At 62.8% G+C, this 22,444-nt stretch carries 24 protein-coding genes; 23 read left to right on the top strand and 1 reads right to left on the bottom strand.

Annotation, left to right across the window (positions count from 1 at the left end; translation table 11 throughout):
- The first annotated feature begins 139 nt into the window (after window positions 1-139).
- The 6 genes from ACMU_RS17905 to ACMU_RS17880 all read left to right on the top strand — a co-directional run bounded on the left by ACMU_RS17905 (window position 140) and on the right by ACMU_RS17880 (window position 6,216).
- On the top strand, window positions 140-2,335 hold the full coding sequence (locus tag ACMU_RS17905; protein ID WP_035262604.1) for a primosomal protein N': 2,196 nt from the start codon (window positions 140-142) through the stop codon (window positions 2,333-2,335).
- A gap of 53 nt (window positions 2,336-2,388) precedes the next feature.
- Window positions 2,389-3,621, top strand: a complete 1,233-nt coding sequence (locus tag ACMU_RS17900) for an MFS transporter (RefSeq protein WP_035262600.1) — start codon at window positions 2,389-2,391, stop codon at window positions 3,619-3,621.
- Window positions 3,622-3,675: 54 nt separating this feature from the next.
- A complete protein-coding gene (msrA, locus tag ACMU_RS17895; RefSeq protein WP_035262711.1) occupies window positions 3,676-4,326 on the top strand; it encodes a peptide-methionine (S)-S-oxide reductase MsrA in 651 nt (216 codons plus the stop codon).
- Window positions 4,327-4,330: 4 nt separating this feature from the next.
- A complete protein-coding gene (locus ACMU_RS17890; protein ID WP_035262596.1) occupies window positions 4,331-4,894 on the top strand; it encodes a P-loop NTPase family protein in 564 nt (187 codons plus the stop codon).
- 36 nt (window positions 4,895-4,930) lie between these two features.
- Window positions 4,931-5,803: a 50S ribosomal protein L11 methyltransferase gene (locus tag ACMU_RS17885; protein ID WP_035262593.1), complete on the top strand. Its 873-nt coding sequence runs from the start codon at window positions 4,931-4,933 to the stop codon at window positions 5,801-5,803.
- A gap of 83 nt (window positions 5,804-5,886) precedes the next feature.
- Window positions 5,887-6,216, top strand: a complete 330-nt coding sequence (locus tag ACMU_RS17880; protein WP_152544678.1) for a hypothetical protein — start codon at window positions 5,887-5,889, stop codon at window positions 6,214-6,216.
- An 80-nt stretch (window positions 6,217-6,296) separates the two neighbouring features.
- On the opposite strand, the gene ACMU_RS17875 is transcribed toward ACMU_RS17880, so the two are convergent.
- Window positions 6,297-6,482 carry a DUF1127 domain-containing protein gene (locus tag ACMU_RS17875; RefSeq protein ID WP_035262591.1) on the bottom strand — a complete coding sequence of 62 codons (186 nt, stop codon included), beginning with the start codon at window positions 6,480-6,482 and terminating at the stop codon, window positions 6,297-6,299.
- 202 nt (window positions 6,483-6,684) lie between these two features.
- On the opposite strand from ACMU_RS17875, the gene ruvC reads away from it, so the two are divergent.
- The 17 genes from ruvC to folD all read left to right on the top strand — a co-directional run bounded on the left by ruvC (window position 6,685) and on the right by folD (window position 22,315).
- Window positions 6,685-7,188, top strand: coding sequence for a crossover junction endodeoxyribonuclease RuvC (gene ruvC / locus ACMU_RS17870; protein WP_035262587.1), 504 nt, complete (start codon window positions 6,685-6,687; stop codon window positions 7,186-7,188).
- The gene (gene ruvA / locus ACMU_RS17865) at window positions 7,185-7,862 is read left to right on the top strand and encodes a Holliday junction branch migration protein RuvA (RefSeq protein WP_035262584.1); all 678 of its coding nucleotides are present in this window, start codon (window positions 7,185-7,187) and stop codon (window positions 7,860-7,862) included. The genes ruvC and ruvA overlap by 4 nt, the downstream gene beginning before the upstream one ends.
- A gap of 4 nt (window positions 7,863-7,866) precedes the next feature.
- Complete coding sequence (ruvB, locus tag ACMU_RS17860; RefSeq protein ID WP_035262582.1) at window positions 7,867-8,895, top strand: Holliday junction branch migration DNA helicase RuvB; 1,029 nt, start codon at window positions 7,867-7,869, stop codon at window positions 8,893-8,895.
- 51 nt (window positions 8,896-8,946) lie between these two features.
- Window positions 8,947-9,573 carry a hypothetical protein gene (locus ACMU_RS17855; RefSeq protein ID WP_035262706.1) on the top strand — a complete coding sequence of 209 codons (627 nt, stop codon included), beginning with the start codon at window positions 8,947-8,949 and terminating at the stop codon, window positions 9,571-9,573.
- Window positions 9,570-9,962, top strand: a complete 393-nt coding sequence (gene ybgC, locus ACMU_RS17850; RefSeq protein WP_035262578.1) for a tol-pal system-associated acyl-CoA thioesterase — start codon at window positions 9,570-9,572, stop codon at window positions 9,960-9,962. Before ACMU_RS17855 ends, ybgC begins: the two co-directional genes overlap by 4 nt.
- Window positions 9,963-10,068: 106 nt before the next feature.
- A complete protein-coding gene (gene tolQ, locus ACMU_RS17845) occupies window positions 10,069-10,764 on the top strand; it encodes a protein TolQ (RefSeq protein WP_035262575.1) in 696 nt (231 codons plus the stop codon).
- Between the two features lie 3 nt (window positions 10,765-10,767).
- Window positions 10,768-11,247: a protein TolR gene (gene tolR / locus ACMU_RS17840; protein WP_035262572.1), complete on the top strand. Its 480-nt coding sequence runs from the start codon at window positions 10,768-10,770 to the stop codon at window positions 11,245-11,247.
- A 7-nt stretch (window positions 11,248-11,254) separates the two neighbouring features.
- Window positions 11,255-12,373 (top strand): hypothetical protein, encoded by a 1,119-nt coding sequence (locus ACMU_RS17835; RefSeq protein WP_035262569.1) that lies wholly within the window; start codon window positions 11,255-11,257, stop codon window positions 12,371-12,373.
- A 111-nt stretch (window positions 12,374-12,484) separates the two neighbouring features.
- Window positions 12,485-13,819 carry a Tol-Pal system beta propeller repeat protein TolB gene (tolB, locus tag ACMU_RS17830; RefSeq protein WP_051588440.1) on the top strand — a complete coding sequence of 445 codons (1,335 nt, stop codon included), beginning with the start codon at window positions 12,485-12,487 and terminating at the stop codon, window positions 13,817-13,819.
- Window positions 13,820-13,896: 77 nt separating this feature from the next.
- On the top strand, window positions 13,897-14,397 hold the full coding sequence (gene pal / locus ACMU_RS17825) for a peptidoglycan-associated lipoprotein Pal (protein WP_035262565.1): 501 nt from the start codon (window positions 13,897-13,899) through the stop codon (window positions 14,395-14,397).
- Between the two features lie 10 nt (window positions 14,398-14,407).
- Window positions 14,408-15,229, top strand: a complete 822-nt coding sequence (gene ybgF, locus ACMU_RS17820) for a tol-pal system protein YbgF (protein ID WP_035262563.1) — start codon at window positions 14,408-14,410, stop codon at window positions 15,227-15,229.
- A gap of 4 nt (window positions 15,230-15,233) precedes the next feature.
- Window positions 15,234-16,466 (top strand): tRNA lysidine(34) synthetase TilS, encoded by a 1,233-nt coding sequence (gene tilS, locus ACMU_RS17815; protein ID WP_081805595.1) that lies wholly within the window; start codon window positions 15,234-15,236, stop codon window positions 16,464-16,466.
- A gap of 70 nt (window positions 16,467-16,536) precedes the next feature.
- Window positions 16,537-18,456, top strand: coding sequence for an ATP-dependent zinc metalloprotease FtsH (gene ftsH / locus ACMU_RS17810; RefSeq protein ID WP_035262561.1), 1,920 nt, complete (start codon window positions 16,537-16,539; stop codon window positions 18,454-18,456).
- 79 nt (window positions 18,457-18,535) lie between these two features.
- Entirely contained in the window at window positions 18,536-19,300 is a 765-nt protein-coding gene (locus ACMU_RS17805; RefSeq protein ID WP_035262699.1) for a methyltransferase domain-containing protein, read from the top strand.
- Between the two features lie 72 nt (window positions 19,301-19,372).
- Window positions 19,373-21,043, top strand: a complete 1,671-nt coding sequence (locus tag ACMU_RS17800; RefSeq protein ID WP_035262560.1) for a formate--tetrahydrofolate ligase — start codon at window positions 19,373-19,375, stop codon at window positions 21,041-21,043.
- Window positions 21,044-21,106: 63 nt separating this feature from the next.
- On the top strand, window positions 21,107-21,400 hold the full coding sequence (locus ACMU_RS17795; protein WP_035262559.1) for a chorismate mutase: 294 nt from the start codon (window positions 21,107-21,109) through the stop codon (window positions 21,398-21,400).
- A gap of 15 nt (window positions 21,401-21,415) precedes the next feature.
- Window positions 21,416-22,315: a bifunctional methylenetetrahydrofolate dehydrogenase/methenyltetrahydrofolate cyclohydrolase FolD gene (folD, locus tag ACMU_RS17790; protein ID WP_035262558.1), complete on the top strand. Its 900-nt coding sequence runs from the start codon at window positions 21,416-21,418 to the stop codon at window positions 22,313-22,315.
- Window positions 22,316-22,444 lie beyond the last annotated feature (129 nt).

Here is a 22,444-nt window from a genome sequence, read left to right as displayed (position 1 = left end):
ATCTCTACCCATTTTTTGGGAACCGAATAAATGTTGCACCCCTGCGGCGGTGGCCGTTGGCAGGGCTTGAACCGCATCGCCAAGACGCGCATTGTGACGCCCCGAACCCATCGTAAAACCGATCAAGGACGAACCAACCGTGCAGGCGCCCAGCTTTTTCGAACAAGGCACGCTGGTTTCGGTTCTGACCACGCAACCACTAGACCGGCTGTTGGATTACAAGGCCCCTGAAGGCGGGTGTTTCGCAGGGGCGTTTGTCGAGGTGCCTTTGGGGCCTCGGTTGGTGTTTGGCGTTGTGTGGGGACCGGGCGCGGGTGGCTATGACCCATCGAAAATCCGGGCGGTGAACAAGGTGCTGGACGTGGCGCCGATGCGCGAAGAGATGCGGCTGTTCCTGACCAAGGCCGCCGACTATACCGTGTCGCCCATGACGTCGATGTTGCGACTTGCCACACGCGCGCCGGGGCTGGGTGATCCACCTTCGATGCAAAAGATTTATCGCTTGGGCGAAGGTGCGCCGGATCGCATGACGCCCGCCCGCCAAAAGGTTCTGGCGGTGCTGGAGGAATTCGGCGGGCTATCCTTTACGCTGGGCGAATTGGCCGAAATGGCCGGCGTGTCGACGTCAGTGGTCAAAGGGTTGGTGAAACAAGGGGTGGTGGCCGAACAGGACACGCCACGCGACCGGCCTTACCCGCAATTGGACCCCGAGATGTCGGGCAAAGATCTGACCGAAGCGCAGGCCAAGGCAGCGGGCCAATTGTCGGCGAAAATACGCAACGGCGACTTTGGCGCAACATTGCTGCGTGGTGTCACCGGATCGGGCAAGACCGAAGTCTATCTGGAGGCCGTTGCCGAATGCCTGCGGGCCGGGCGGCAGGCGCTGGTGCTGCTGCCCGAGATCGCGCTGAGCGCCGAGTTTCTGAACCGTGTTCAGGCGCGGTTTGGCGCTGTCCCGGCCGAGTGGCATTCCGGCGTCACCATGACCGAGCGCCGCCGGTGCTGGCGCATGGTGGGGCAGGGCGGCGCGCAGTTGGTGGTGGGCGCGCGATCGGCGCTGTTTCTGCCGTTCCGCGACCTGGGGTTGATCGTGGTGGATGAGGAGCATGACAGCTCGTACAAGCAGGAAGACGGCGTGCTGTACAATGCCCGCGACATGGCGGTGCTGCGCGCGTCGATGTGCGGGGCGCAGGTGGTGCTGGCTTCGGCCACGCCGTCGCTGGAAAGCTGGGCCAATGCCGAGACAGGTAAATATGACCGCGTGGATCTGACCGCGCGCTATGGCCCGGCGGTGATGCCCGACATGCGCGCCATCGACATGCGCGTGCAGGACCTGCCCTCGAACCGCTGGATCTCTCCGGCGCTGGAGGGGCTGGTGCGCGGCCGTCTGGCGGCCGGTGAGCAGGCGATGCTGTTTTTGAACCGCCGCGGTTATGCGCCGGTGACGCTGTGCCGGGCCTGCGGGCATCAGATCGCCTGTGACGATTGCGACGCGCGGATGGTGGAACACCGGTTCCTCAAGCGCCTGATGTGCCACCAATGCGGCGCCACCAAACCGATGCCGCAGGCCTGCCCGTCCTGCGGGGTTGAGGGCAAGCTGGCGCCGGTGGGCCCGGGGGTGGAGCGTCTGGCCGAAGAGGTGGCCGAACTGTTCCCCGACACCCGCGTCGCAGTCTTGTCGTCAGACCTTTACGGTTCGGCCCGCGCGTTGAAAGAGCACATTCTGACCATCGCCGATGGCGGGGCTGACCTGATCATCGGCACGCAGTTGGTCGCCAAGGGGCACAACTTTCCAAAGCTGACGCTGGTGGGGGTGATCGACGCCGATCTTGGCCTGCAGGGCAGCGACCTGCGCGCCGCCGAACGCACGTTTCAGCTAATGCGGCAGGTGGCGGGTCGGGCTGGGCGGGCCGACAAGCCGGGGTTGGCGGTGCTGCAAAGCTTTCAGCCCGAACACCCGGTGATCCGCGCCATTCTGGGTGCCGATGACGAGGCGTTTTGGCGCGCCGAAGCGGCCGAGCGACTGGCCGCCGGCGTTCCGCCCTATGGGCGCATGGCTGGCATCGTGGTCAGCGGGCCGGATGTGCAGGCGGTGTTTGATCTGGCCGGCGAAATGGCCCGGCGCACCGCGCCGTTACAAAAGATCGGGGCGCAGGTTTTTGGCCCCGCGCCCGCTCCGATTGCGCGCATCCGTGGCCAACACCGCGTGCGTTTGCTGATCAAGGCCGCCAAGTCCGCACCCATTCAGACCGCATTGCGTCAATGGGCCGGACAATTCCGCGTGCCGCCATCATTGCGTCTGCAAATCGACATCGATCCGCAGAGCTTCTATTGACAGGGTACAATTTCGCGGTCGCATTTTCTGGCCGGGCGTCCTAAGTCAGGGGCATGCCTAAATACGTTCATCTTGACCATATCGGTGATCTACCGTTTTGGCGGCGCCCGATTTTCCTGTTGGCGCTGATGGCCTTCGCCATGCCTATGGCGTTTTCCACCTGGTCGGCTCTGTTGAACAATTTTGTCATCGAAAAGGCCGGGTTCACGGGGGTGGAGATCGGGCTGCTGCACACGGTGCGCGAGATCCCGGGCTTTCTAGCGGTGGGCGTGATCGCGCTGATCATCTTTATTCGCGAACAGGTGCTGGGGCTGGTGTCGCTGGGCCTGTTGGGCGCGGCAACGGCGGTGACCGCGTGGTTCCCGTCGCTCAGCGGTATCCTGATTGTCACCATGCTCAGCTCGATCGGGTTTCACTATTACGAGACAGTCAACCAGTCGGTGCAGCTGCAATGGATCGACAAGAAACGCGCCCCGCAAGTGCTGGGCAAGTTGGTGGCGGTGGGATCCGGCGCGTCGCTGTTGGCCTATGGTCTGATCGTGATCGGGTGGGAGCGGTTCGGGCTGTCGTACAACACGGTCTACCTCGCCTCGGGCGGGCTGTGCCTGATGATCGCGATCTATTGCCTGCTGGCCTTTCCGCAGTTCGAGACACCGCACCCCCAAGTCAAGAAGATGATCCTGCGCCGGCGTTATTGGCTTTATTACGCGCTGCAATTCATGGCCGGGGCGCGGCGGCAGATCTTTGTTGTCTTTGCCGGGTTCATGATGGTCGAACGCTTTGGCTTCGAGGTGCACGAGGTGACCTCGTTAATGCTGGTCAATTTCGTGGCCAATATGGCTTTTGCGCCGCTGATGGGCCATGCGGTGGCGCGCTGGGGCGAACGCCGGGCGCTGGTGTTTGAGTATGTCGGGCTGATCGGCGTGTTCCTGGCCTATGGCGGGGTCTATTACTTTGCCTGGGGCTGGATCATTGCGGCGGCCTTGTACGTGCTGGACCATCTGTTCTTTGCCCTGGCGCTGGCGCTGAAAACCTATTTCCAGAAAATCGCAGACCCGGCCGACATTGCGCCGACGGCGGCGGTGGCCTTTACCATCAACCACATCGCGGCGGTGTTCCTGCCGGTGCTGCTGGGGTTCTTGTGGGTGGTCTCGCCGGGCTCAGTTTTTGTGCTGGCTGCCGCAATGGCGGGCATTTCGCTGCTTTTGGCGCTGCTGATCCCGCGCCACCCGGCGCCGGGATACGAAACCGTGTTCGGACGCGGGGTTGCGGCACCGGCAGAGTAGAAACCCAGCCCGCAACATCCTAGGTTATAGGCGTGGGCAATGACGGAGGGTGCGATGTTCGGACTGACACGCGACAAATCGACGATGGTGACTGCGGATGCGGCTTTGCCGGGCCGCCAGATGGCGATCCCAACGGCCCAGACGCATTACGTGTACGACCGTCCGCTCAAAGCTCCGGTGCCCGACGGGTTTCAGCAGGCTTTGTTCGGCATGGGCTGTTTCTGGGGTGTTGAACGCATGTTTTGGCAAGAGCCGGGCGTGTGGATGACCGCCGCGGGCTATGCCGGCGGGTTCACGCCGAACCCCACGTATGAAGAGGTTTGTTCCGGCCAGACCGGCCATAACGAGGTTGTTCACGTGGTCTTTGACCCCGCTCAGTTGAGCTTTGAACGTCTGTTGCAGGTGTTCTGGGAAGGCCACGACCCGACGCAGGGCATGCGGCAGGGCAATGATCGCGGCACGCAGTATCGGTCGGGCATCTATGCCTATGACGCGGCCCAAAAGGCGGCGGCCGAGGCGTCAAAAGCCGCGTTTCAGCCGCGCCTTGCGGCGGCCGGGCTGGGGGCGATCACGTCCGAGATCATCGACGCGCCCGCCTTCTATTATGCCGAGGACTACCACCAGCAATACCTGGCCAAGAACCCGGGCGGCTATTGCGGGCTGGGTGGCACCGGAGTGACCTGCCCAATTGGCACCGGCGTCTGACGCCATGTCGACGCAGTACCGCATCCATGTGCTGGGCGCCTCGGGGTCCGGCACCTCGACGCTGGCGCGCGGGCTGGCCAGCCGGCTGGCGCTGCAGATGTTCGACACCGACGATTTCTATTGGCAACCGACTGAGCCCGCCTTTACCACCAAGCGCCCGGCGGCAGAGCGATTGGGCCTGATGGAGGCGCTGTTCCTGCCGCGCGCAGACTGGGTTCTGTCCGGTTCGATGATGGGGTGGGGGGATCCGGTGATCCCGCGCCTGACGCACGTTCTTTTCTTGACCCTGCCCGCCGCGCAACGTCTTGCCCGACTGCGTGCGCGTGAACGCCGCCGCTTTGGCAATGCCATTGATCCGGGCGGGGCCCGACACGCCGCTTATCGTGGCTTCTTGGACTGGGCGATGTCTTATGACGATCCCGGGTTTGCGGGCCGATCGCGGGCGCGACAGGAAAGCTGGCTGGCCGGGTTGCAATGCCCGGTGATCCATCTGGACGCCTCCAAACCGGCATCGGAACTGTTGCAATGTGCCGTAGACGCGCTTGACCCCGCGTCGGCAAGCGCCTAGGCGCATGGGGTTGTTCATCAGCCCCGGAGCCGCACCATGCCAACCTTCACCGCCCTGACCACCCTGACCGGCAAAGCCAGCGCCGACGCGCTGGGCGAAGCGATGGAGACCCTGAACCCCGAACCCACCGGCGTGGGTGTGTTCGAGGTCGAAGATGGCTCGGGCCTGTGGGAAGTCGGGGGGTATTTCACCGAAGAGCCAGATCTGGCGGGGCTTGCTCTGTTGGCATCCATGCATGGCGCAAAGGATTTCGTGGTGTCCGAACTGCCCGACCAGGATTGGGTGGCCAAGGTGCGACGCGAGTTGGCCCCGGTCGAGGCCGGGCGGTTCTTTGTCTATGGCGCGCATGACGCCGACAAGGTGCCCGAGAACGCGATCGCTCTGCTGATCGAGGCCGCAATGGCATTTGGCACCGGACACCACGGCACGACGCTGGGCTGTTTGCGTGCGTTGGACCGGCTGGCCGGGCAGGGATTTGAGGGCAGGAATGTGGCGGATATCGGGGCCGGAACAGCAGTTCTGGCGATGGCCGCTGCCAAGATCTGGCCACATCCGGTTTTTGCGGGTGACATTGATCAGGTTGCCGTTGACGTGGCCCAAGCCAATGTCGCGGCGAACGATCTGCAAGGCCGCGTGAAATGTGTTGAAGCGGCCGGTTTCGGTCATGCAGCGCTCAGCACCGCTGCCCCATTTGATCTTGTATTTGCAAATATCCTGAAAGGCCCGCTGATTGCGCTGGCACCCGATATGGCGGCGCATATGGCGCCGGGCGGGTATGCGATTCTGTCCGGTATCCTGAACCCTCAAGCTGACGAAGTTGTCGCAACCTATGCCGAACAAGGCTTTACTGTTTCCAATCGCGAGGAAATCGGTGACTGGACGACGCTTTGTTTACAATTAAGTGTTTGATTTTGCCTAACTTTTGCCACATTTTGAACGCATAAAAGTCTGCGTCAGTGTTCGAATGGGTTATTGTTATGGCAAACGTGCAAATGAAGGAGTTCCGCGGCCGTCTTCGCCGGATCGACAAGATCCGTCGCAAGGGGGGCGCGTTCGAAGCAACCGGGACGTTGGGCAGTCGTGCCTACGTGGTTCGTGAGCGTCGTTCGTTCTTTCGGCCTTTGCTGATAACGATTGCAATTGGTCTGTGCTTGAAAGCCGCGCTTTTGATGCAGATCGGTACAGAAGATTACCAGGACCGCGTGGATCGCCTTGCCCAGGGTGATCGGGTGGAAGCCTTTGGCGCGTTCCTGATGCAGGCGGACCCCGCGACGGTCTGGCTGTCGGAGAAAATGCGGGAGGTCTTCAAGACCCCCGTCTGAGATCAGTAGTGTGTAGTCAGAAAAAGACGGCCCGCGCATCGTGTGATGCGCGGGCCGTTACCTTTTCAGGTGCTTGAGGGTTACAGGCGGTTAACGTCTGCGCGGGTCAGGCCGATATCTTCCAGCATGTCGTCGCTGAGTTTCGACAGCGACTTGCGGGTCACGCGGCGGTCGTTCCATTCCAGCACCAATGCGGCCAGCGCACCGATGAAGCCAAAGGTCGGGCGGTCGGCCACCAGAGGCCGTGTCGTTTCAAATGCAGCCATTTTGTGGGCGTCCTTGTGGATGTTTGATTAATTGAGCGTCAAAATCGCTCTGACGCCTAGATGGTGCAGGTGGATCGACTTGACAACCGACAGATTCCGCAATGCCGCCCTGCAGAGACTGCATGCCAAAAACCAGTTCGTTCTGGCCGATGTTCACTTTTCGTGCTAGTTCGATGGGAAAGAAAGAACAAACGAGGCGAGCATGCGTGTTTTGGGGATCGACCCGGGGCTTCGCAACATGGGCTGGGGCGTCATTGACGCAAACGGATCGCGACTGTCCCATGTGGCCAATGGCATATGTCACACCAGTGCGGGGGATTTGGCGCCTCGGTTGCTGAGCTTGCATGCGCAGTTGAGCGATGTGATCGCGCAATACCAACCCGATTGCGCCGCGGTCGAGCAGACATTTGTGAACAAGGATGGTGTGGCAACCCTGAAGTTGGGACAAGCCCGCGCGATTGCCCTGCTGGTACCGGCTCAGGCGGGTCTGGATGTGGGTGAATACGCACCAAATGCAGTGAAAAAGACCGTGGTCGGCGTGGGGCACGCCGCCAAGCAGCAGATCGACCACATGGTGCGGCTGCAATTGCCGGGGGTTGAGATTGCCGGGCCCGATGCCGCTGATGCGCTTGCGATTGCGATGTGCCACGCGTTTCACGCGCGCAGCTCCGGCCGGTTGGCGGCGGCGGTGAGGGCCGCGTCATGATCGGGCGCATTGCGGGGCGGCTGGATTATCGCGGCGACGGGCATGTCCTGATCGACGTGCGCGGCGTGGGCTATATCGTGCATGTGTCCGAACGCACGATGGCCGGGTTGCCGGGCGTGGGCGAGGCGGTGGCGCTCTATACCGATCTGCTGGTGCGCGAGGATATCTTGCAGCTGTTTGGCTTTCCCAGCCTGCATGAGAAAGAGTGGTACCGGCTGTTGATTTCGGTTCAGGGTGTTGGGTCGAAAGCAGCGATGGCCATTCTGGGGGTGCTGGGCGGCGAAGGCGCGGGCCGCGCCATTGCGTTGGGCGATTGGGGGGCGATCAAGGCGGCGCCCGGTGTTGGGCCGAAGATTGCGCAGCGCGTGGTGAACGAGTTGAAGGACAAGGCGCCATCTGTCATGGCCATGGGCGTGCCCGTTGCCGATGTTGCGGCGGAGTCGGTCGTCGAGGGCATCGAGCCCTCTCCACCCGGTCGCGGCGGGGCCGCTCCGGCGCCTGCGGCGAGCGGGGGCGCAGGGGCGCAGGCCGAGGCATTGTCGGCGCTAGGGAACCTGGGCTATGCGCCGGGCGAGGCGGCCAGTGCCGTGGCCGAGGCGGCAGGCGCGGGGCCCGAGGTGGATACGGCGGCGCTGATCCGGGCGGCGCTGAAGCTGTTGGCTCCGAAAGGGTGACGGGATGACCGAACCAGACCCCACATTGCGCCCCGAGGCGCGGCCCGAGGATGCCGATCGGGCGTTGCGGCCGCAGGGGCTGGACGAATTCATCGGCCAAGCCGAGGCGCGCGCCAATTTGCGGGTGTTCATCGAAAGCGCAAAGATGCGCGGTGAGGCGATGGATCACGCCTTGTTCCATGGCCCTCCCGGGCTGGGCAAAACCACCCTGGCGCAGATCATGGCGCGCGAGTTGGGGGTGAATTTCCGCATGACCTCGGGGCCGGTTCTGGCCAAGGCGGGGGATCTGGCCGCGATTCTGACCAATCTGGAAGCGCGCGACGTGTTGTTCATCGACGAGATCCACCGGCTGAACCCGGTGGTCGAAGAGGTGCTGTACCCCGCGATGGAGGATTTCGAGCTGGATCTGGTGATCGGCGAGGGGCCGGCAGCGCGGACGGTGCGGATTGAGTTGCAGCCGTTCACGCTGGTGGGGGCCACCACGCGGTTGGGGTTGCTGACGACGCCGCTGCGCGACCGGTTCGGCATTCCGACGCGGTTGCAGTTCTACACGGTGGAGGAGCTGAACGAGATCGTGACCCGCGGGGCGCGGTTGCTGGGCGTGCCAGCCGACGCTGCGGGAGCGCGCGAGATTGCGCGCCGCGCGCGGGGGACGCCGCGGATTGCCGGGCGGCTTTTGCGGCGGGTGCTGGATTTCGCGCTGGTCGAGGGTGACGGGCGGATCACCCAGGCCATTGCCGATGGCGCGCTGACGCGGCTGGGGGTGGATCACCTGGGGCTGGACGGGGCGGATCGGCGGTATTTGCGCCTGATCGCCGAGAACTATGCCGGCGGGCCGGTGGGGATCGAAACCATGTCAGCCGCGCTGAGCGAAAGCCGCGACGCGCTGGAAGAGGTGATTGAACCCTTTCTATTGCAACAGGGCCTGATCCAGCGCACCCCGCGGGGGCGGATGCTGGCGCAGAAGGCCTGGACGCATCTGGGTCTGGCGGCACCGGAAAAACCCGGGCAGGGCAACCTGTTTGACGGGTAGGGTCGTGGCAACTATGCCTCGCGCAGAGATGTGTTGACGAAAATGAAGCCCATGACGCCCGATCAGATTGTCGATTTTTTCACGCGGCCCGATGGCAGCTATGCCTTTGCGCGTTGGGGGCGACCGATTGCGCCGGTGGTGTTTGGCGTCGCGGATGCGACGTTGGAAGTGCTGAAAGGCGCGTTGGAGGCGGTCGCGGCATTGTCCGGCCACAAGCTGGCAGAGACTGATCCCGAACTGGGCGCGAACCTGATGTTCTTTTTCTTTGAGGATTGGGACGAGTTGGTTGAGGTGCCGAACCTGGAACAGCTGGTGCCCGATCTGGCCGGTAAGGTGGCCGAACTGAAGGGGGCAGGCGCCAATCAATACCGGTTCTTTCGGTTTGATGATGACGGGGCCATTCAGGCGGCCTTTGTGTTTTTGCGCATGGATGCGGCGCTGTCCGCCATGGCGGCCGAGGATGTGGCGCTGGCACAGGTGGTGCAGGTGATGTTGCTATGGGGGCCGGGCGCCTTTGCCGGGGTCAGCCCGCTGGCGCACACGCCCGAGGGTGCCGTGATCCTGCGGCCCGAGGTGGCGGCGGTCCTGCGCGCGGCCTATGACCCGGTGATGCCGGTGGCGGCGAAGGATGCCAGCCACGCGCTGCGCCTGGCCGCACGGATGGGGGCCGTGGAATGACCCATCAACTGCCCGTCCGCGTTTACTACGAAGACACCGATCTGGCCGGGATCGTTTATTACGCCAACTACCTGAAATTTATTGAACGTGGGCGCAGTGAATGGGTGCGCGCTTTGGGCGTGGATCAAGCGGCTTTGCAGCGGCAGGGTTTGGTTTTTGCCGTAAGGCGGGTGGCGGCGGACTATCTGAGCTCGGCCCGCTACGACGATCTGTTGGACGTGCGCACGGAGCTTCTGAAGGTGGGCGGGGCCTCGCTGATGGTGCGCCAAGGGGTTTGGCGGGGCGATACACAGCTGTTCCGGGCGGATGTCACGGTTGCCATGGTGAATGAAAACGGGCGGCCGGCGCGCATCCCGGCAGATATTCGCCGATTGTTCGGGCAGGCCTAGGCCAAAACCCGCGATTGCGCGGTTCTGTTGGCAATTCCCCTTAATTCACTGTAAACTGCTCGATAAGCAGAGCCGGATCAATTCGGCCATAACAACGAGCAGGCATATGGAAACCGAAACCCTTGCAGCCGCAGCGGAGATTGATTTCTCCATGCTTGCGCTTTTTGCGCGTGCCACGTTTGTCGTGAAAGTGGTGATGATCATGCTGATCCTCGCCTCGTTCTGGAGCTGGGCAATCATCATTCAGAAGTCCATCACCTTTCGCCGCGCCCGCAAAGAGGGCGACGCGTTCGACACCGCGTTCTGGTCGGGCGAGCCGCTGGACGAATTGTTCGAGACGCTGGGCCCCGAACCCTCGGGCGCGTCGGAGCGGATCTTTGCCGCCGGCATGCTGGAATGGCGCCGCAGCCATCGGCAGGATGGCGGACTGATCCCCGGCGCGGCGCCGCGCATCGACCGGTCCATGGATGTTGCCATCGCGAAAGAGGCCGAGGGGTTGTCTTCGGGGCTGTCCTTCTTGGCCACGGTGGGCTCGACCGCGCCATTCGTGGGCCTGTTTGGAACTGTCTGGGGCATTATGAACGCGTTCGAACAGATCGCGTTGCAGCAGAACACCAACCTGGCCGTGGTGGCGCCGGGCATTGCCGAGGCGCTTCTGGCCACGGGTCTGGGCCTTTTGGCCGCGATCCCGGCGGTGGTGTTTTACAACAAGCTGTCGACGGATAGTGACCGGATCATCGGGGGGTATGATGCCTTTGCCGACGAGTTTTCGACCATCCTGTCGCGCCAGTTGGACGCCTGAGCCATGGGGGCGGGTGTTATCGGGGGCGGCAAGGGCACGCGGCGGCGGCGGCAGCGCGCGCGCAATCGCCACGCGGCCATGTCCGAGATCAACGTCACGCCGTTTGTCGACGTGATGCTGGTGCTGCTGATCATCTTCATGGTTGCCGCACCGCTGTTGACCGTTGGCGTGCCGGTAGAGCTGCCGGAAACCGCGGCCACGGCGCTGCCGTCCGAGCAGGAAGAGCCGCTGACTGTGACCCTGACGGCTGAGGGCGAGATCGTGCTGCAGAACACACCGATTGCGGCGGACGAATTGGTGGGCAAACTGCGCGCGGTGGCGGCCGAACGCGACGACAACAAGATCTTCCTGCGCGCCGATGGGGCCATTTCCTATGAACGGGTGGTACAGATCATGGGCGCGCTGAATGCCGCCGGGTTCCGCGATATTGGTCTGGTGACCGAAAGCGGCGGCCCGACGCTGGACGCCGGCACGGACCAATAGGGAACGGGTGAACCGGGGTGTTATCATATCGGGTGCGGGGCATGCGGCCCTGATCGGCTGGCTGTTACTGGGTGAATTGTTCCAGTCGCGCCCGCCCGAGGAAGACGTGACAGTTACAACGGTCAGCCTCATCTCGGCCAACGAACTGGCGGTGCTGAGCCTGCCCGAGGCCGCACCCAACGTGCCGCAAGACAGCGCCGAAGCCCCCCAAGCGCCCACTCCCGACGCCGCGCCCGAAACCCCTGCACTGACCTCGGCACCGCGTCCACAGCCGCGCCCGGACCGGGTGGAACAGCCCCCTGAGGAAACCGCGCCCGAGGCTTTGCCAGAGCCCGAAGCCCCTGCACCCGAGGACGTCGCCGAACAAGCCCCGATCCTGCCAACCCCGCCCGTTCAGGACACGGGCACGGATCTGGCTGCGTTGCCCGAGGCCGCGCCGCGCCCGGTGGACCGCGTTGCCCCGCGAGCCGCCCCGGCCCCCGCACCGGATGCGGTGATTGATGACACGGCACGTCAGGCCACCCAGCCCAGCCCGCAGGCCTTGCCCGACGCACCGCCCGAAGAAGAAACCACCGCCCCGCCCGAGGCCAATGACCGTATCGTCACCGAGGCAGACCAGGGCACGCTGACCAGTTCGCCCCGGCCGCGTCCGCGTCCCGCCCAACGCCCGCGTCCCCCGGCAGAGCCCACGCCCCCACCGGAAACCGAGACCGTAGACGCGCCCAGCAGCGCAACCGACGATGCCGTTCTGCAGGCGCTGCAGAACGCGCAGTCGGGTGCCGGTGGCGCCGGCTTGGCCCCTTCCGGCCCGCCGCTGACCGCTGGCGAAAAAGACGCGTTGAGGCTGGCCGTTCAGGAATGCTGGGTCGTCGATGCAGGTTCGCCAGCTGCCCGCGTTATCGTCACGTTGGCCTTCGAGTTGACAGAGGATGGTCGCGTGGTCAGCAACAGTTTGCAGCTGATCGAAAACTCGGCTGGCGATGACGTGGCGGTGCGGGCCGCCTACGAGTCTGCGCGCCGGGCAATCTTGCGCTGTGGCAGCAGCGGCTACGACCTGCCGCCCGAAAAATATGCGACGTGGCGTGCGGTTGAAGTTGTGTTTGATCCGTCGAGGTTGAGGAATTGATGGATTGGCGTTTGGTATTTTCGGCCCCTTGCTGCAATCTGATTGCAGTGTCATCGGGCTATTACAGTTTTGCGTCACGCCCTGCGTGCGCAGACCGACGAGGGTGAAGCGATGAAAGCGAACGTAATTCTGAGATGGCTGATAGTGGTCGTACTGGCCTTTGGCGCGCCCCTGGCTGCCGAGGCACAGCAGGGCCGGCTGCGGATTGTTCTGGATCAGCCAAATGTCGAACCCCTGCCGTTCGCTTTGCCGACCTTCGTTTCGGAAAACAACGCCGCCCGACAGTTTGCCGAAGATATCGCACGGGTCGTGGCGGCAGATCTTGTTGGCACCGGACTGTTCCGCGAAATCCCGGCCGAGGCGCATATTGCCCGGATCACCTCCTTTGATAGCCCCGTTCAATACGCTGATTGGAAAGCCATCAATGCACAGGCCCTTGTGACCGGGGCCGTATCTGTTGGCAGCAACGGTCGTCTGACCGTCAAATTCCGGTTGCAGGATGTGTTCGCCGAAGCGCCCCTGGGCGAAGGCCTGCAGTTCACGGGCACCACCGCTGGTTGGCGCCGGTTGGCCCATAAGGTGGCCGATCAGGTGTACAGCCGCATCACCGGCGAGGGGCCATATTTCGACAGCCGCGTGGTTTATGTGGCGGAAAGCGGACCCAAGAACGCCCGGCTTAAACAACTGGCATTGGCCGATTACGATGGCGCGAACACCACGTATCTGACAGACAGTGCCAATCTTGTATTGGCCCCGCGGTTTTCACCCAACGGTCAGCAGGTGCTTTACACCAGCTTCGAGACCGGTTTCCCGCGGATCTACCTGTTGGACGTTGCAACCGGGCAGCGCCGGGCGCTGGACGATCAGCCGGGTACGATGACTTTTTCCCCACGGTTCAGCCCCAACGGCAACCAGGTGTTGTTCTCTTTGTCGCAAGGCGGCAACACGGATATCTACGCGCTGGACCTCGGTAGCGGTGCGCGGCAACGTCTGACCTCGGCGCCGTCCATTGAAACGGCGCCCAGCTTTTCCCCCGATGGCAGCCAGATCGTGTTTGAAAGCGACCGTTCCGGCTCGCAGCACCTTTACGTGATCCCCGCAGGCGGGGGCGAGCCGCGCCGGATCAGTCGTGGCGACGGGCGCTATTCGACCCCGGTTTGGTCACCCCGTGGTGACCTGATCGCCTTTACAAAACGCGCCAAGGGCCGGTTTCACATCGGCGTGATGCGCACAGACGGGTCGGAAGAGCGGTTGCTTACGGCCTCGTTCCTTGATGAAGGGCCCACATGGTCACCCAACGGGCGCGTCATCATGTTCACCCGCGAAACCGCAGGCGCCGGAGGCACCGCCGCGCTTTACTCGGTCGACGTTTCGGGCCGAAACCTGAAAACAGTGCGCATGGACACTGCGGCATCGGATGCCTCGTGGTCGCCCCTATTGCCCTGACCTGCGCGTTCCAAAACGCACGGGTTGCTGATATGATGGCCGCAATCGAGCCAAGAACGACAACAAGGAACGTTGCAATGCGTATCAAGTCTCTACTTCTGTCTTTGGCGACGGCACTTGTCGTTGCGGGCTGCACATCAAACAATCTGTTTGACGGATCCGGTGATGCTGGCGCCAATCCGGTTGGCGATGGCGGCATCACCGACCCAACTTCGGTGGCATATTTCCAGTCTTCCGTGGGTGATCGGGTGTTGTTCGAAGTGGATCAGAGCACGCTGACATCATTGGCCGAACAAACCCTGCAAGGCCAGGTGCAATGGCTGCTGACCAACACGGACTATACCGTGATCGTTGAAGGCCATGCCGATGAACAGGGCACCCGCGAATACAACCTCGCCCTTGGCGGTCGTCGCGCCAATGCGGTACAGGAATACCTTGTGGCCGGTGGGGTTTCGCCGGCGCGGGTTCGTACCGTGACATTCGGCAAGGAACGCCCCATCGCTATTTGTTCGGATGAAACCTGCTATGCCCAGAACCGCCGCGCCGTGACCGTGGTGACCATCGGCACCGGCAGCTAGGAGGCCCCCCATGATTGCGCGCACCGGAATTCTTGGCGCTTTGGCGTTTACCGCCGGGATGTTGACGGCCCCCGTGGCCATGGCACAGGACCAGACATTGGCGGATATCCGCCAAGACCTTGCCGTTCTGTTTGTCGAGATTCAGCGGCTTAAGACCGAGCTTTCCACAACGGGTGCCGCAACAGGACCTGCCGCAGGTGGAACCGCCTTGCAGCGGATCGATGCCATCGAAGCACAGTTGCAGCGCATGACAGCCCGGACCGAAGACCTGCAATTCCGCATCGACAAAGTGGTGCGCGATGGCACGAACCGGGTTGGCGATCTGGAATTCCGTTTGTGCGAGCTGGAACCAAATTGCGACATTGGCAGCCTGAGTGACACGCCGACGCTGGGGGGAGAGTTGCCCACTGCAACAACCGTTCAGCCGCAGGGTGAGACAACGCAATTGGCCGTGGGCGAGCAAGCGGATTTCGACCGCGCCAAAGCCGTTTTTGAGCAAGGTGATGCCGCCGGGGCGGTGACCATGCTGGAAAGCTTTGTGCAGACCTATCCGGTTGGCAACCTGACAACCGAGGCGCAGTTTTTGCGCGGCGAAGCGCTGAAATCGCTTGGCCGTACCTCGGAAAGCGCGCGCGCCTATCTTGAGGCGTTTTCGGGCGCTCCAAACGGAACACGCGCACCGGATGCCTTGTTCGGCTTGGGGGTTGCTCTGAACGACCTTGGCCAGCAGCGCGAGGCTTGTGTGACATTGGCCGAGGTTTCGGCGCGTTTCCCTGGATCGGCGGCGGACGCAGACGCGCAATCCGCCCGCGCGACCTTTGCCTGTAATTAAACCGGTGAATGCCGACAATCTGACGACGCAATTCTGCCAGGGCTTGGGCGTTGCATTGCATGGTCCACTTGGTCTCGCTGTTTCAGGCGGTGGAGACTCCATGGCGATGCTCGATATCGCTGCTCGGGTTTCGGGCGTCGATCTGCATGTTGTCACGGTAAACCACGGTCTGCGGGCCGAAGCGGCGGACGAAGCCGCCATGGTCGCACGCCGTTGCGCAGAACTGAATATCCCGCATCGGACCTTGCATTGGCAGCATGAGGGCATTGACGGCAATTTGCAGGATCAGGCGCGGCGGGCGCGCTATCGGTTGATCGCAGAATGGGCCGCGCAACACGGAATTCCTGCCATCGCCTTGGCCCATACACAGGACGACGTGGCCGAGACATTCCTGATGCGCCTGTCTCGTGGTGCCGGGGTGGATGGGCTGGCGGCGATGTCGGCCCGGTGGGATGCGGACGGTGTGACATGGCTGCGGCCGCTACTGGCCGTGGGCCGCCAAGACCTGCGTGCATACCTGACCAACAAGGGCCTGAGCTGGGTCGAGGACCCCTCGAACACCGACCCGGCTTTCCTGCGCGTTCGCGCGCGCGCGGCCTTGGCGTCGCTTGGGATCGAGGCGGAAACGCTTGCATCGGTGGCCCGCAACATGACGACAGCGCGGGACACTTTGCGGTATGTCGCTGCCCAGGCGGCCAAGCGGATCGTGCGACTTGAGGCGGGGGGGCTTGTATTTGACCGTGCGGCCCTGCAGGACGAGCAACCTGAAACCGCTCGTCGAATGATCCAGGCTGCCGTGCTTTTTCTGACCGGTGCTGACTATGTGCCGCGTGCCGGAAAGCTGTCGACGTTCGTCGCCGAGGTTCTGGCAGGCCGGCAGGCCACGCTTTACGGCTGTATCGCCCTGCCGCAGGGAGACGTGACGCGCCTGACCCGTGAATACAATGCGGTGCGCGACACCGTCGCCGAACCCGGTTCACTTTGGGACGGCATGTGGCGGCTGACAACCGACGCCCCACCCCTTGAAACACAGATTCGCGCGCTGGGTCCCGACGGGCTGCTACAATGCCCGAACTGGCGCGAAACAGGCATTCCACGCCTCGCGCTTTTGGCCAGCCCGTCGGTTTGGCGGCAAGAAACGCTGATTTCTGCCCCCGTTGCAGGGCTTTCCAATGGCTGGACCGCAACATTGGCAACGAACCGCGTCAGTTTCGCCGCTTTTCTGCTATCGCATTGAACATGTCCGTCATATCTCTATTTTAGAAGGATGGCCTGCCACTCGGGCCACCACTTTCGAGGAGCACAACGTGGGTAACGCGCGAAATATCGCATTCTGGGTCGTCCTGTTTTTCCTGGTCCTTGCCTTGTTCAACCTGTTCAGCACCGATCAGGGTGCCAACAGCGCTGAAAGCTACAGCTATTCCGACTTTCTGGATGATGTAGAGGCAGGCAAGGTTTCGGCCGTGACCATTGACGGCGAAAAGGCCGTGATCACCGGTACGGATGGCCGGCAATCCACCACGATCGTGCCTGACGGCGTGGACCTGACCGACCGTCTGGTCGAAGCTGATGTCGAGGTGACGGCACGGGCCCAGGAACGCAATGGTCTGCTGGCCTATATTGGCACGCTGCTGCCCTTCCTGATCCTGATCGGCATCTGGCTGTTCCTGATGAACCGCATGCAGGGCGGCGGGCGCGGCGGGGCCATGGGCTTTGGCAAATCGCGCGCCAAGCTTTTGACCGAGAAACACGGCCGCGTCACATTTGACGACGTCGCCGGTATCGACGAGGCCAAGGAAGAGCTGGAAGAGATTGTCGAGTTCCTGCGTAACCCGCAGAAATTCAGCCGCCTGGGCGGCAAGATTCCCAAGGGTGCGTTGCTGGTGGGCCCTCCGGGTACTGGTAAAACCCTGCTGGCCCGCGCCATTGCGGGCGAGGCGGGCGTGCCGTTCTTCACCATCTCGGGCTCGGATTTCGTGGAAATGTTCGTGGGCGTTGGTGCCAGCCGCGTGCGCGACATGTTCGAACAAGCCAAGAAAAACGCGCCTTGCATCGTGTTCATCGACGAGATTGACGCCGTGGGTCGCCATCGCGGTGCCGGTTACGGCGGCGGCAATGACGAGCGCGAGCAGACGCTGAACCAGCTGCTGGTGGAAATGGACGGGTTCGAGGCAAACGAGGGTGTGATCATCCTTGCCGCCACCAACCGTCGCGACGTTCTGGACCCTGCGCTGCTGCGCCCGGGCCGGTTCGATCGTCAGGTGACCGTGCCCAACCCCGATATCAAGGGCCGCCAGAAAATCCTGGGCGTTCATGCCCGCAAGGTGCCGCTGGGCCCCGATGTCGATCTGCGCATCATCGCGCGCGGCACGCCGGGCTTTTCGGGTGCGGATCTGGCCAACCTGGTGAACGAGGCCGCACTGATGGCCGCTCGCGTTGGCCGCCGGTTTGTCACCATGATCGATTTCGAAAATGCCAAGGACAAGGTCATGATGGGCGCCGAGCGCCGATCGATGGTCATGACACAGGACCAAAAGGAAAAGACCGCCTATCACGAGGCTGGCCACGCCATCGTCGGTCTGAAGCTGACCAAGACAGATCCGGTTTACAAAGCCACGATCATTCCACGCGGTGGTGCGCTGGGCATGGTTGTATCGCTGCCCGAGATCGACAAGCTGACCATGTTCAAGGATGAGGCGGTCGAAAAGATCACCATGACCATGGCGGGCAAGGCAGCCGAGATCTTTAAATACGGCGCTGACAGCGTTTCGTCGGGTCCGCAAGGCGACATCCAACAGGCCTCGGGCCTGGCTCGCGCCATGGTGATGCGTTGGGGTATGTCCGACAAAGTGGGCAATATCGACTATGCCGAGGCGCATGAGGGGTATTCTGGCAACACCGCCGGTTTCTCGGTCTCGACCAAGACCAAGGAAATGATCGAGGAAGAGGTCAAGCGCATCATCGATAATGGCTATGAGCAAGCCTATAAGATGATCGAGGAAAACGCCGAGCAATTCGAACGGCTGGCCCAGGGTCTGTTGGAATACGAGACCCTGACCGGCGAAGAGATCGAACGCGTGATGCGCGGCGAGCCGCCCCATACCGAGGATGACGGGGATGAGGACGGCAGCGCCGGGGTCAAGGACGAGCCGTCGATCACGGCGATCCCCAAGACCAAGCCCAAATCCGCGCCCGATGGCGATATGGAGCCGGAACCCACGGCTTAAGCTCAAAGAAAAGGCGCCCGAGCTGCGGCGCCTTTTATTTTGCCTTGTCGAAATGTATGCCGTGGTATACAATTATCGCATGGCTGATTGGAACCCAACCAAATACGATGCGTTTCGCGACCTGCGCCTGCGCCCGGCGCTGGACCTTTTGGCGCAGGTGCCGCCATTGCCAAAGGGCGACGTGATCGACCTGGGCTGTGGCAGCGGGGCCATGGGCCCGGCTCTGGCCAACAGGTTTGGGACAGTGACCGGTATCGACAATTCGCCGGCGATGCTGACCAAAGCGGAACAGACCGGAGCCTATGGCGCACTGGCCGAAGCTAATGTCGAGGATTGGGCCCCCGAGACCCCACCAGCCTTGATCTATTCCAACGCCCTTTTGCACTGGCTGCCCGACCACGCCGAGCTGTTTCCAAAACTGGCCCGCATGTTGGGTGCCGGTGGTGTGCTGGCGGTGCAGATGCCGGTGCAATTCGACGCGCCCTCACACGCGCTGTCGCGCGAGATTGCGGCGCAGATGTTCCCGCAGCAATACCGCCCGCACCCGCCACAGGTTTCGGCGCCGCAGGTCTATTTCGACCTGCTCGACCCGCTGGGTGACCTGTCGATCTGGCGCAGCGAATACCTGCAAATCCTGCCCGCAGATGCACATGCACACCCGGTGCGGCGGTTCACCGAATCCACCGCACTGCGTCCCGTGCTGGACGCTCTGAACGCTGATCAACAAGCCCGGTTTCTTTCCGCCTACGACGATGCGCTACACACGGCATATCCTTTGCGGGGTGACGGGCGTGCGCTGCTGCCCTTTGCCCGCCTCTTCATGGTCCTGCGCAGAGACGATTAATTTCTGGGCAAACCTCCCCATCCTGGTGCAGGATCAACTCGTTACCGGTCGCGAGGGGAGGCGCGCCAGACCATGAAAACCGACATCCAGATCGCCCGCGCGGCGGCCAAGAAACCAATTGCCGAGATCGGCGCCTCGCTGGGTATCCCTTCGGGCGATCTGCTGCCATTTGGTCATGACAAGGCCAAGATCGGCGCCACCTTCATCGACGGGCTGCGCGACCGGCCAAACGGCAAGCTGATCCTTGTCACTGCGATCAATCCCACGCCCGCCGGCGAAGGCAAGACAACCACAACGGTGGGCTTGGGTGACGGGTTGCAGGCCATCGGCAAACGGGCAGCGATTTGCATTCGCGAGGCCTCGCTGGGCCCGTGTTTCGGCATGAAGGGCGGTGCGGCAGGCGGCGGCCATGCGCAGGTGATCCCGATGGAGGATATGAACCTGCATTTCACTGGCGATTTCCACGCCATCACCAGCGCGCATAACCTGCTGTCGGCAATGATCGACAATCACATCTACTGGGGCAATGAGCTGGGCATTGACGAGCGCCGGGTGACATGGCGCCGGGTGATGGACATGAACGACAGGGCGCTGCGCGACACGGTGACCTCGCTGGGCGGGGTGGCCAACGGCTTTCCGCGCCAAACCGGGTTCGACATCACCGTGGCGTCCGAGGTTATGGCGATCCTGTGCCTGGCGCGTGACCTGGACGACCTGCAAAACCGGCTGGGCGATATCATCGTGGCCTATCGGCGCGACCGTACCCCGATCTATTGCCGCGATCTGAAGGCCGATGGCGCGATGACCGTGCTGCTGCGCGACGCGATGCAGCCGAACCTTGTTCAGACCTTGGAACACACGCCCGCTTTTGTGCATGGCGGCCCGTTTGCCAATATCGCGCATGGCTGCAACTCGGTCATTGCCACCACCACGGCGCTGAAACTGGCCGATTACGTGGTGACCGAGGCCGGGTTCGGCGCCGATCTGGGGGCCGAGAAGTTCATGAACATCAAATGCCGCAAGGCCGGGCTGGCGCCTTCGGCGGTGGTGGTGGTGGCCACGGTGCGGGCGCTGAAGATGAATGGCGGCGTGGCGCGCGCCGATCTGGGCGCCGAAAACGTGGCCGCGGTGCGTGAGGGCTGCCCGAACCTGGGCCGCCATATCGAAAACCTGAAATCCTTTGGCGTGCCGGTGGTGGTGGCCATCAACCATTTCACCGCCGATACCGAGGCCGAGATCGCCGCCGTGCAAGACTATGTCGCCGATCACGGGGCCGAGGCTTTTGTCTGCCGCCACTGGGCCGATGGCAGCGCCGGGATAACCGATCTGGCCACCCGCGTGGCGCAGATCGCCGATGCCGACATGGCCAGTTTCGCGCCGCTTTACCCCGACGCGATGCCGCTGTTTGACAAGATCGAAACCATTGCCAAGCGCATTTATCGCGCTGACGAGGTGCTGGCCGACAAGAAAATCCGCGACCAGCTGCGCGCGTGGGAGGCCGATGGCTATGGCCACTTGCCGATCTGCATGGCCAAGACGCAATACAGCTTTTCCACCGATCCCAACCTGCGCGGCGCGCCCACTGGCCATGGCGTGCCGGTGCGCGAGGTGCGGCTGAGCGCCGGCGCCGGGTTCATCGTGGTGATCTGCGGTTCGATCATGACCATGCCCGGCCTGCCGCGCACACCCTCGGCCGAGGCTATCGGGCTAAATGACGCAGGTGACGTCGAAGGCCTGTTCTAGGGGTAACTTGTGCTTGGCCGCGACCTATCTTATCAGGCAGCGAACCCGATCAGGAGACGTGGCATGCGCAAACCGCAAGACTGCGCGAACATGACCGAACTGCGCGAAAACATCGACGCGCTGGATTTGCAGATCGCCAAATTGCTGGCGGAACGCGCGGCGCATATCGACCGCGCGGCCGAGCTTAAACCGGCCGAAGGCCTGCCGGCGCGCATCGGCCCGCGGGTGGATCAGGTGGTCGCCAATGCCCGCCGTAATGCCGAAACGCTGGGTCTGGATGCCGATCTGGCCGAGCAGTTGTGGCGCACCATGATCGAATGGTCTATTGCCCGCGAAGAACGCGTTCTGGGCAGCTGACGAAGGAGCATCGCGATGGTGGCACAGATTATCGATGGAAAGGCATTTGCAGCCAAAGTGCGGGGCCAGGTGGCCCAGCATGTCAGCGCGCTGAAGGCGCAGCACAACCAGACCCCGGGCCTGGCCGTGGTTCTGGTGGGCGAGGATCCTGCCAGCGAGGTTTACGTGGCCGCCAAGCACAAGGCGACGGTGGAAACGGGCATGACCTCGTTCGAACACAAGCTGCCCGCCGATGTGTCCGAGGCCGACCTCTTTGCCCTGATCGACCAGTTGAACGCCGACCCGGACGTGCACGGCATCCTGTGCCAGTTCCCGGTGCCCGAGCACCTGAGCGAACGCCGCGTGGTGGCGCGGATCGACCCTGCCAAGGATGTTGACGGGCTGAGCGTGGTGAACGCCGGCCTGTTGGCCAGTGGCGAGGCCGGGCTGGTGCCCTGCACACCGCTGGGCTGTCTGATGCTGTTGCGCGATCAGGTGGGCGATCTGACCGGCAAAGACGCGGTGGTTGTGGGGCGCTCGAACCTGTTCGGCAAACCTATGGCACAGCTTCTCTTGCGCGATAACTGCACCGTGACGGTCGCACATTCACGCAGCAACGACCTGCCAGGGATTTGCAAACGTGCCGATATCCTGGTTGCCGCCGTGGGCCGTGCACAGATGGTTCAAGGGGACTGGATCAAGCCCGGAGCAACGGTGATTGACGTTGGCATCACGCGCGTGCCGCATCCGGAAAAACCCGGCAAATCTCGGCTGATTGGCGATGTTGATTTCGGCCCAGCCAGCGAAGTCGCAGGCGCAATCACACCGGTTCCGGGTGGGGTTGGGCCAATGACAATCGCCTGTCTCTTGGCCAATACGTTGACAGCAGCCTGTCGCGCGCACGGTCTGGCAGAGCCGCAGGGATTGACGGCTTGATCACATCATTAATAAAAAACAAAAAATTTGTTGGATTACACGGTAATTCCGGGGCATTTTAGCGCCGGTTTGTAACGCGGTTTGGGTGGGGGCCTGAATTGTCGTCTTTTTGGCGTGATTTGAGAAAAG

The organism is Actibacterium mucosum KCTC 23349, assembly GCF_000647975.1.
Taxonomy (GTDB): Bacteria; Pseudomonadota; Alphaproteobacteria; order Rhodobacterales; family Rhodobacteraceae; genus Actibacterium; species Actibacterium mucosum.
Note: the sequence above shows the minus strand (reverse complement) of the source record. Positions and strands in the feature narration are given on the sequence as shown.

Bases quoted from the DNA above. Each gene is read 5' to 3' on its own strand.
- ACMU_RS17885 (WP_035262593.1), top strand. From the start codon at position 4,931: ATGCCAACCTTCACCGCCCTGACCACCCTGACCGGCAAAGCCAGCGCC.
- msrA (WP_035262711.1), top strand. From the start codon at position 3,676: ATGTTCGGACTGACACGCGACAAATCGACGATGGTGACTGCGGATGCG.
- ruvC (WP_035262587.1), top strand. From the start codon at position 6,685: ATGCGTGTTTTGGGGATCGACCCGGGGCTTCGCAACATGGGCTGGGGC.
- ybgC (WP_035262578.1), top strand. From the start codon at position 9,570: ATGACCCATCAACTGCCCGTCCGCGTTTACTACGAAGACACCGATCTG.
- ACMU_RS17795 (WP_035262559.1), top strand. From the start codon at position 21,107: ATGCGCAAACCGCAAGACTGCGCGAACATGACCGAACTGCGCGAAAAC.
- ruvB (WP_035262582.1), top strand. From the start codon at position 7,867: ATGACCGAACCAGACCCCACATTGCGCCCCGAGGCGCGGCCCGAGGAT.
- ruvA (WP_035262584.1), top strand. From the start codon at position 7,185: ATGATCGGGCGCATTGCGGGGCGGCTGGATTATCGCGGCGACGGGCAT.
- ACMU_RS17890 (WP_035262596.1), top strand. From the start codon at position 4,331: ATGTCGACGCAGTACCGCATCCATGTGCTGGGCGCCTCGGGGTCCGGC.
- tolR (WP_035262572.1), top strand. From the start codon at position 10,768: ATGGGGGCGGGTGTTATCGGGGGCGGCAAGGGCACGCGGCGGCGGCGG.
- ACMU_RS17855 (WP_035262706.1), top strand. From the start codon at position 8,947: ATGACGCCCGATCAGATTGTCGATTTTTTCACGCGGCCCGATGGCAGC.
- ACMU_RS17875 (WP_035262591.1), bottom strand. From the start codon at position 6,482: ATGGCTGCATTTGAAACGACACGGCCTCTGGTGGCCGACCGCCCGACC.
- ACMU_RS17880 (WP_152544678.1), top strand. From the start codon at position 5,887: ATGAAGGAGTTCCGCGGCCGTCTTCGCCGGATCGACAAGATCCGTCGC.
- ybgF (WP_035262563.1), top strand. From the start codon at position 14,408: ATGATTGCGCGCACCGGAATTCTTGGCGCTTTGGCGTTTACCGCCGGG.
- tolB (WP_051588440.1), top strand. From the start codon at position 12,485: ATGAAAGCGAACGTAATTCTGAGATGGCTGATAGTGGTCGTACTGGCC.
- folD (WP_035262558.1), top strand. From the start codon at position 21,416: ATGGTGGCACAGATTATCGATGGAAAGGCATTTGCAGCCAAAGTGCGG.
- ACMU_RS17805 (WP_035262699.1), top strand. From the start codon at position 18,536: ATGGCTGATTGGAACCCAACCAAATACGATGCGTTTCGCGACCTGCGC.
- pal (WP_035262565.1), top strand. From the start codon at position 13,897: ATGCGTATCAAGTCTCTACTTCTGTCTTTGGCGACGGCACTTGTCGTT.
- ACMU_RS17900 (WP_035262600.1), top strand. From the start codon at position 2,389: ATGCCTAAATACGTTCATCTTGACCATATCGGTGATCTACCGTTTTGG.
- tolQ (WP_035262575.1), top strand. From the start codon at position 10,069: ATGGAAACCGAAACCCTTGCAGCCGCAGCGGAGATTGATTTCTCCATG.
- ACMU_RS17800 (WP_035262560.1), top strand. From the start codon at position 19,373: ATGAAAACCGACATCCAGATCGCCCGCGCGGCGGCCAAGAAACCAATT.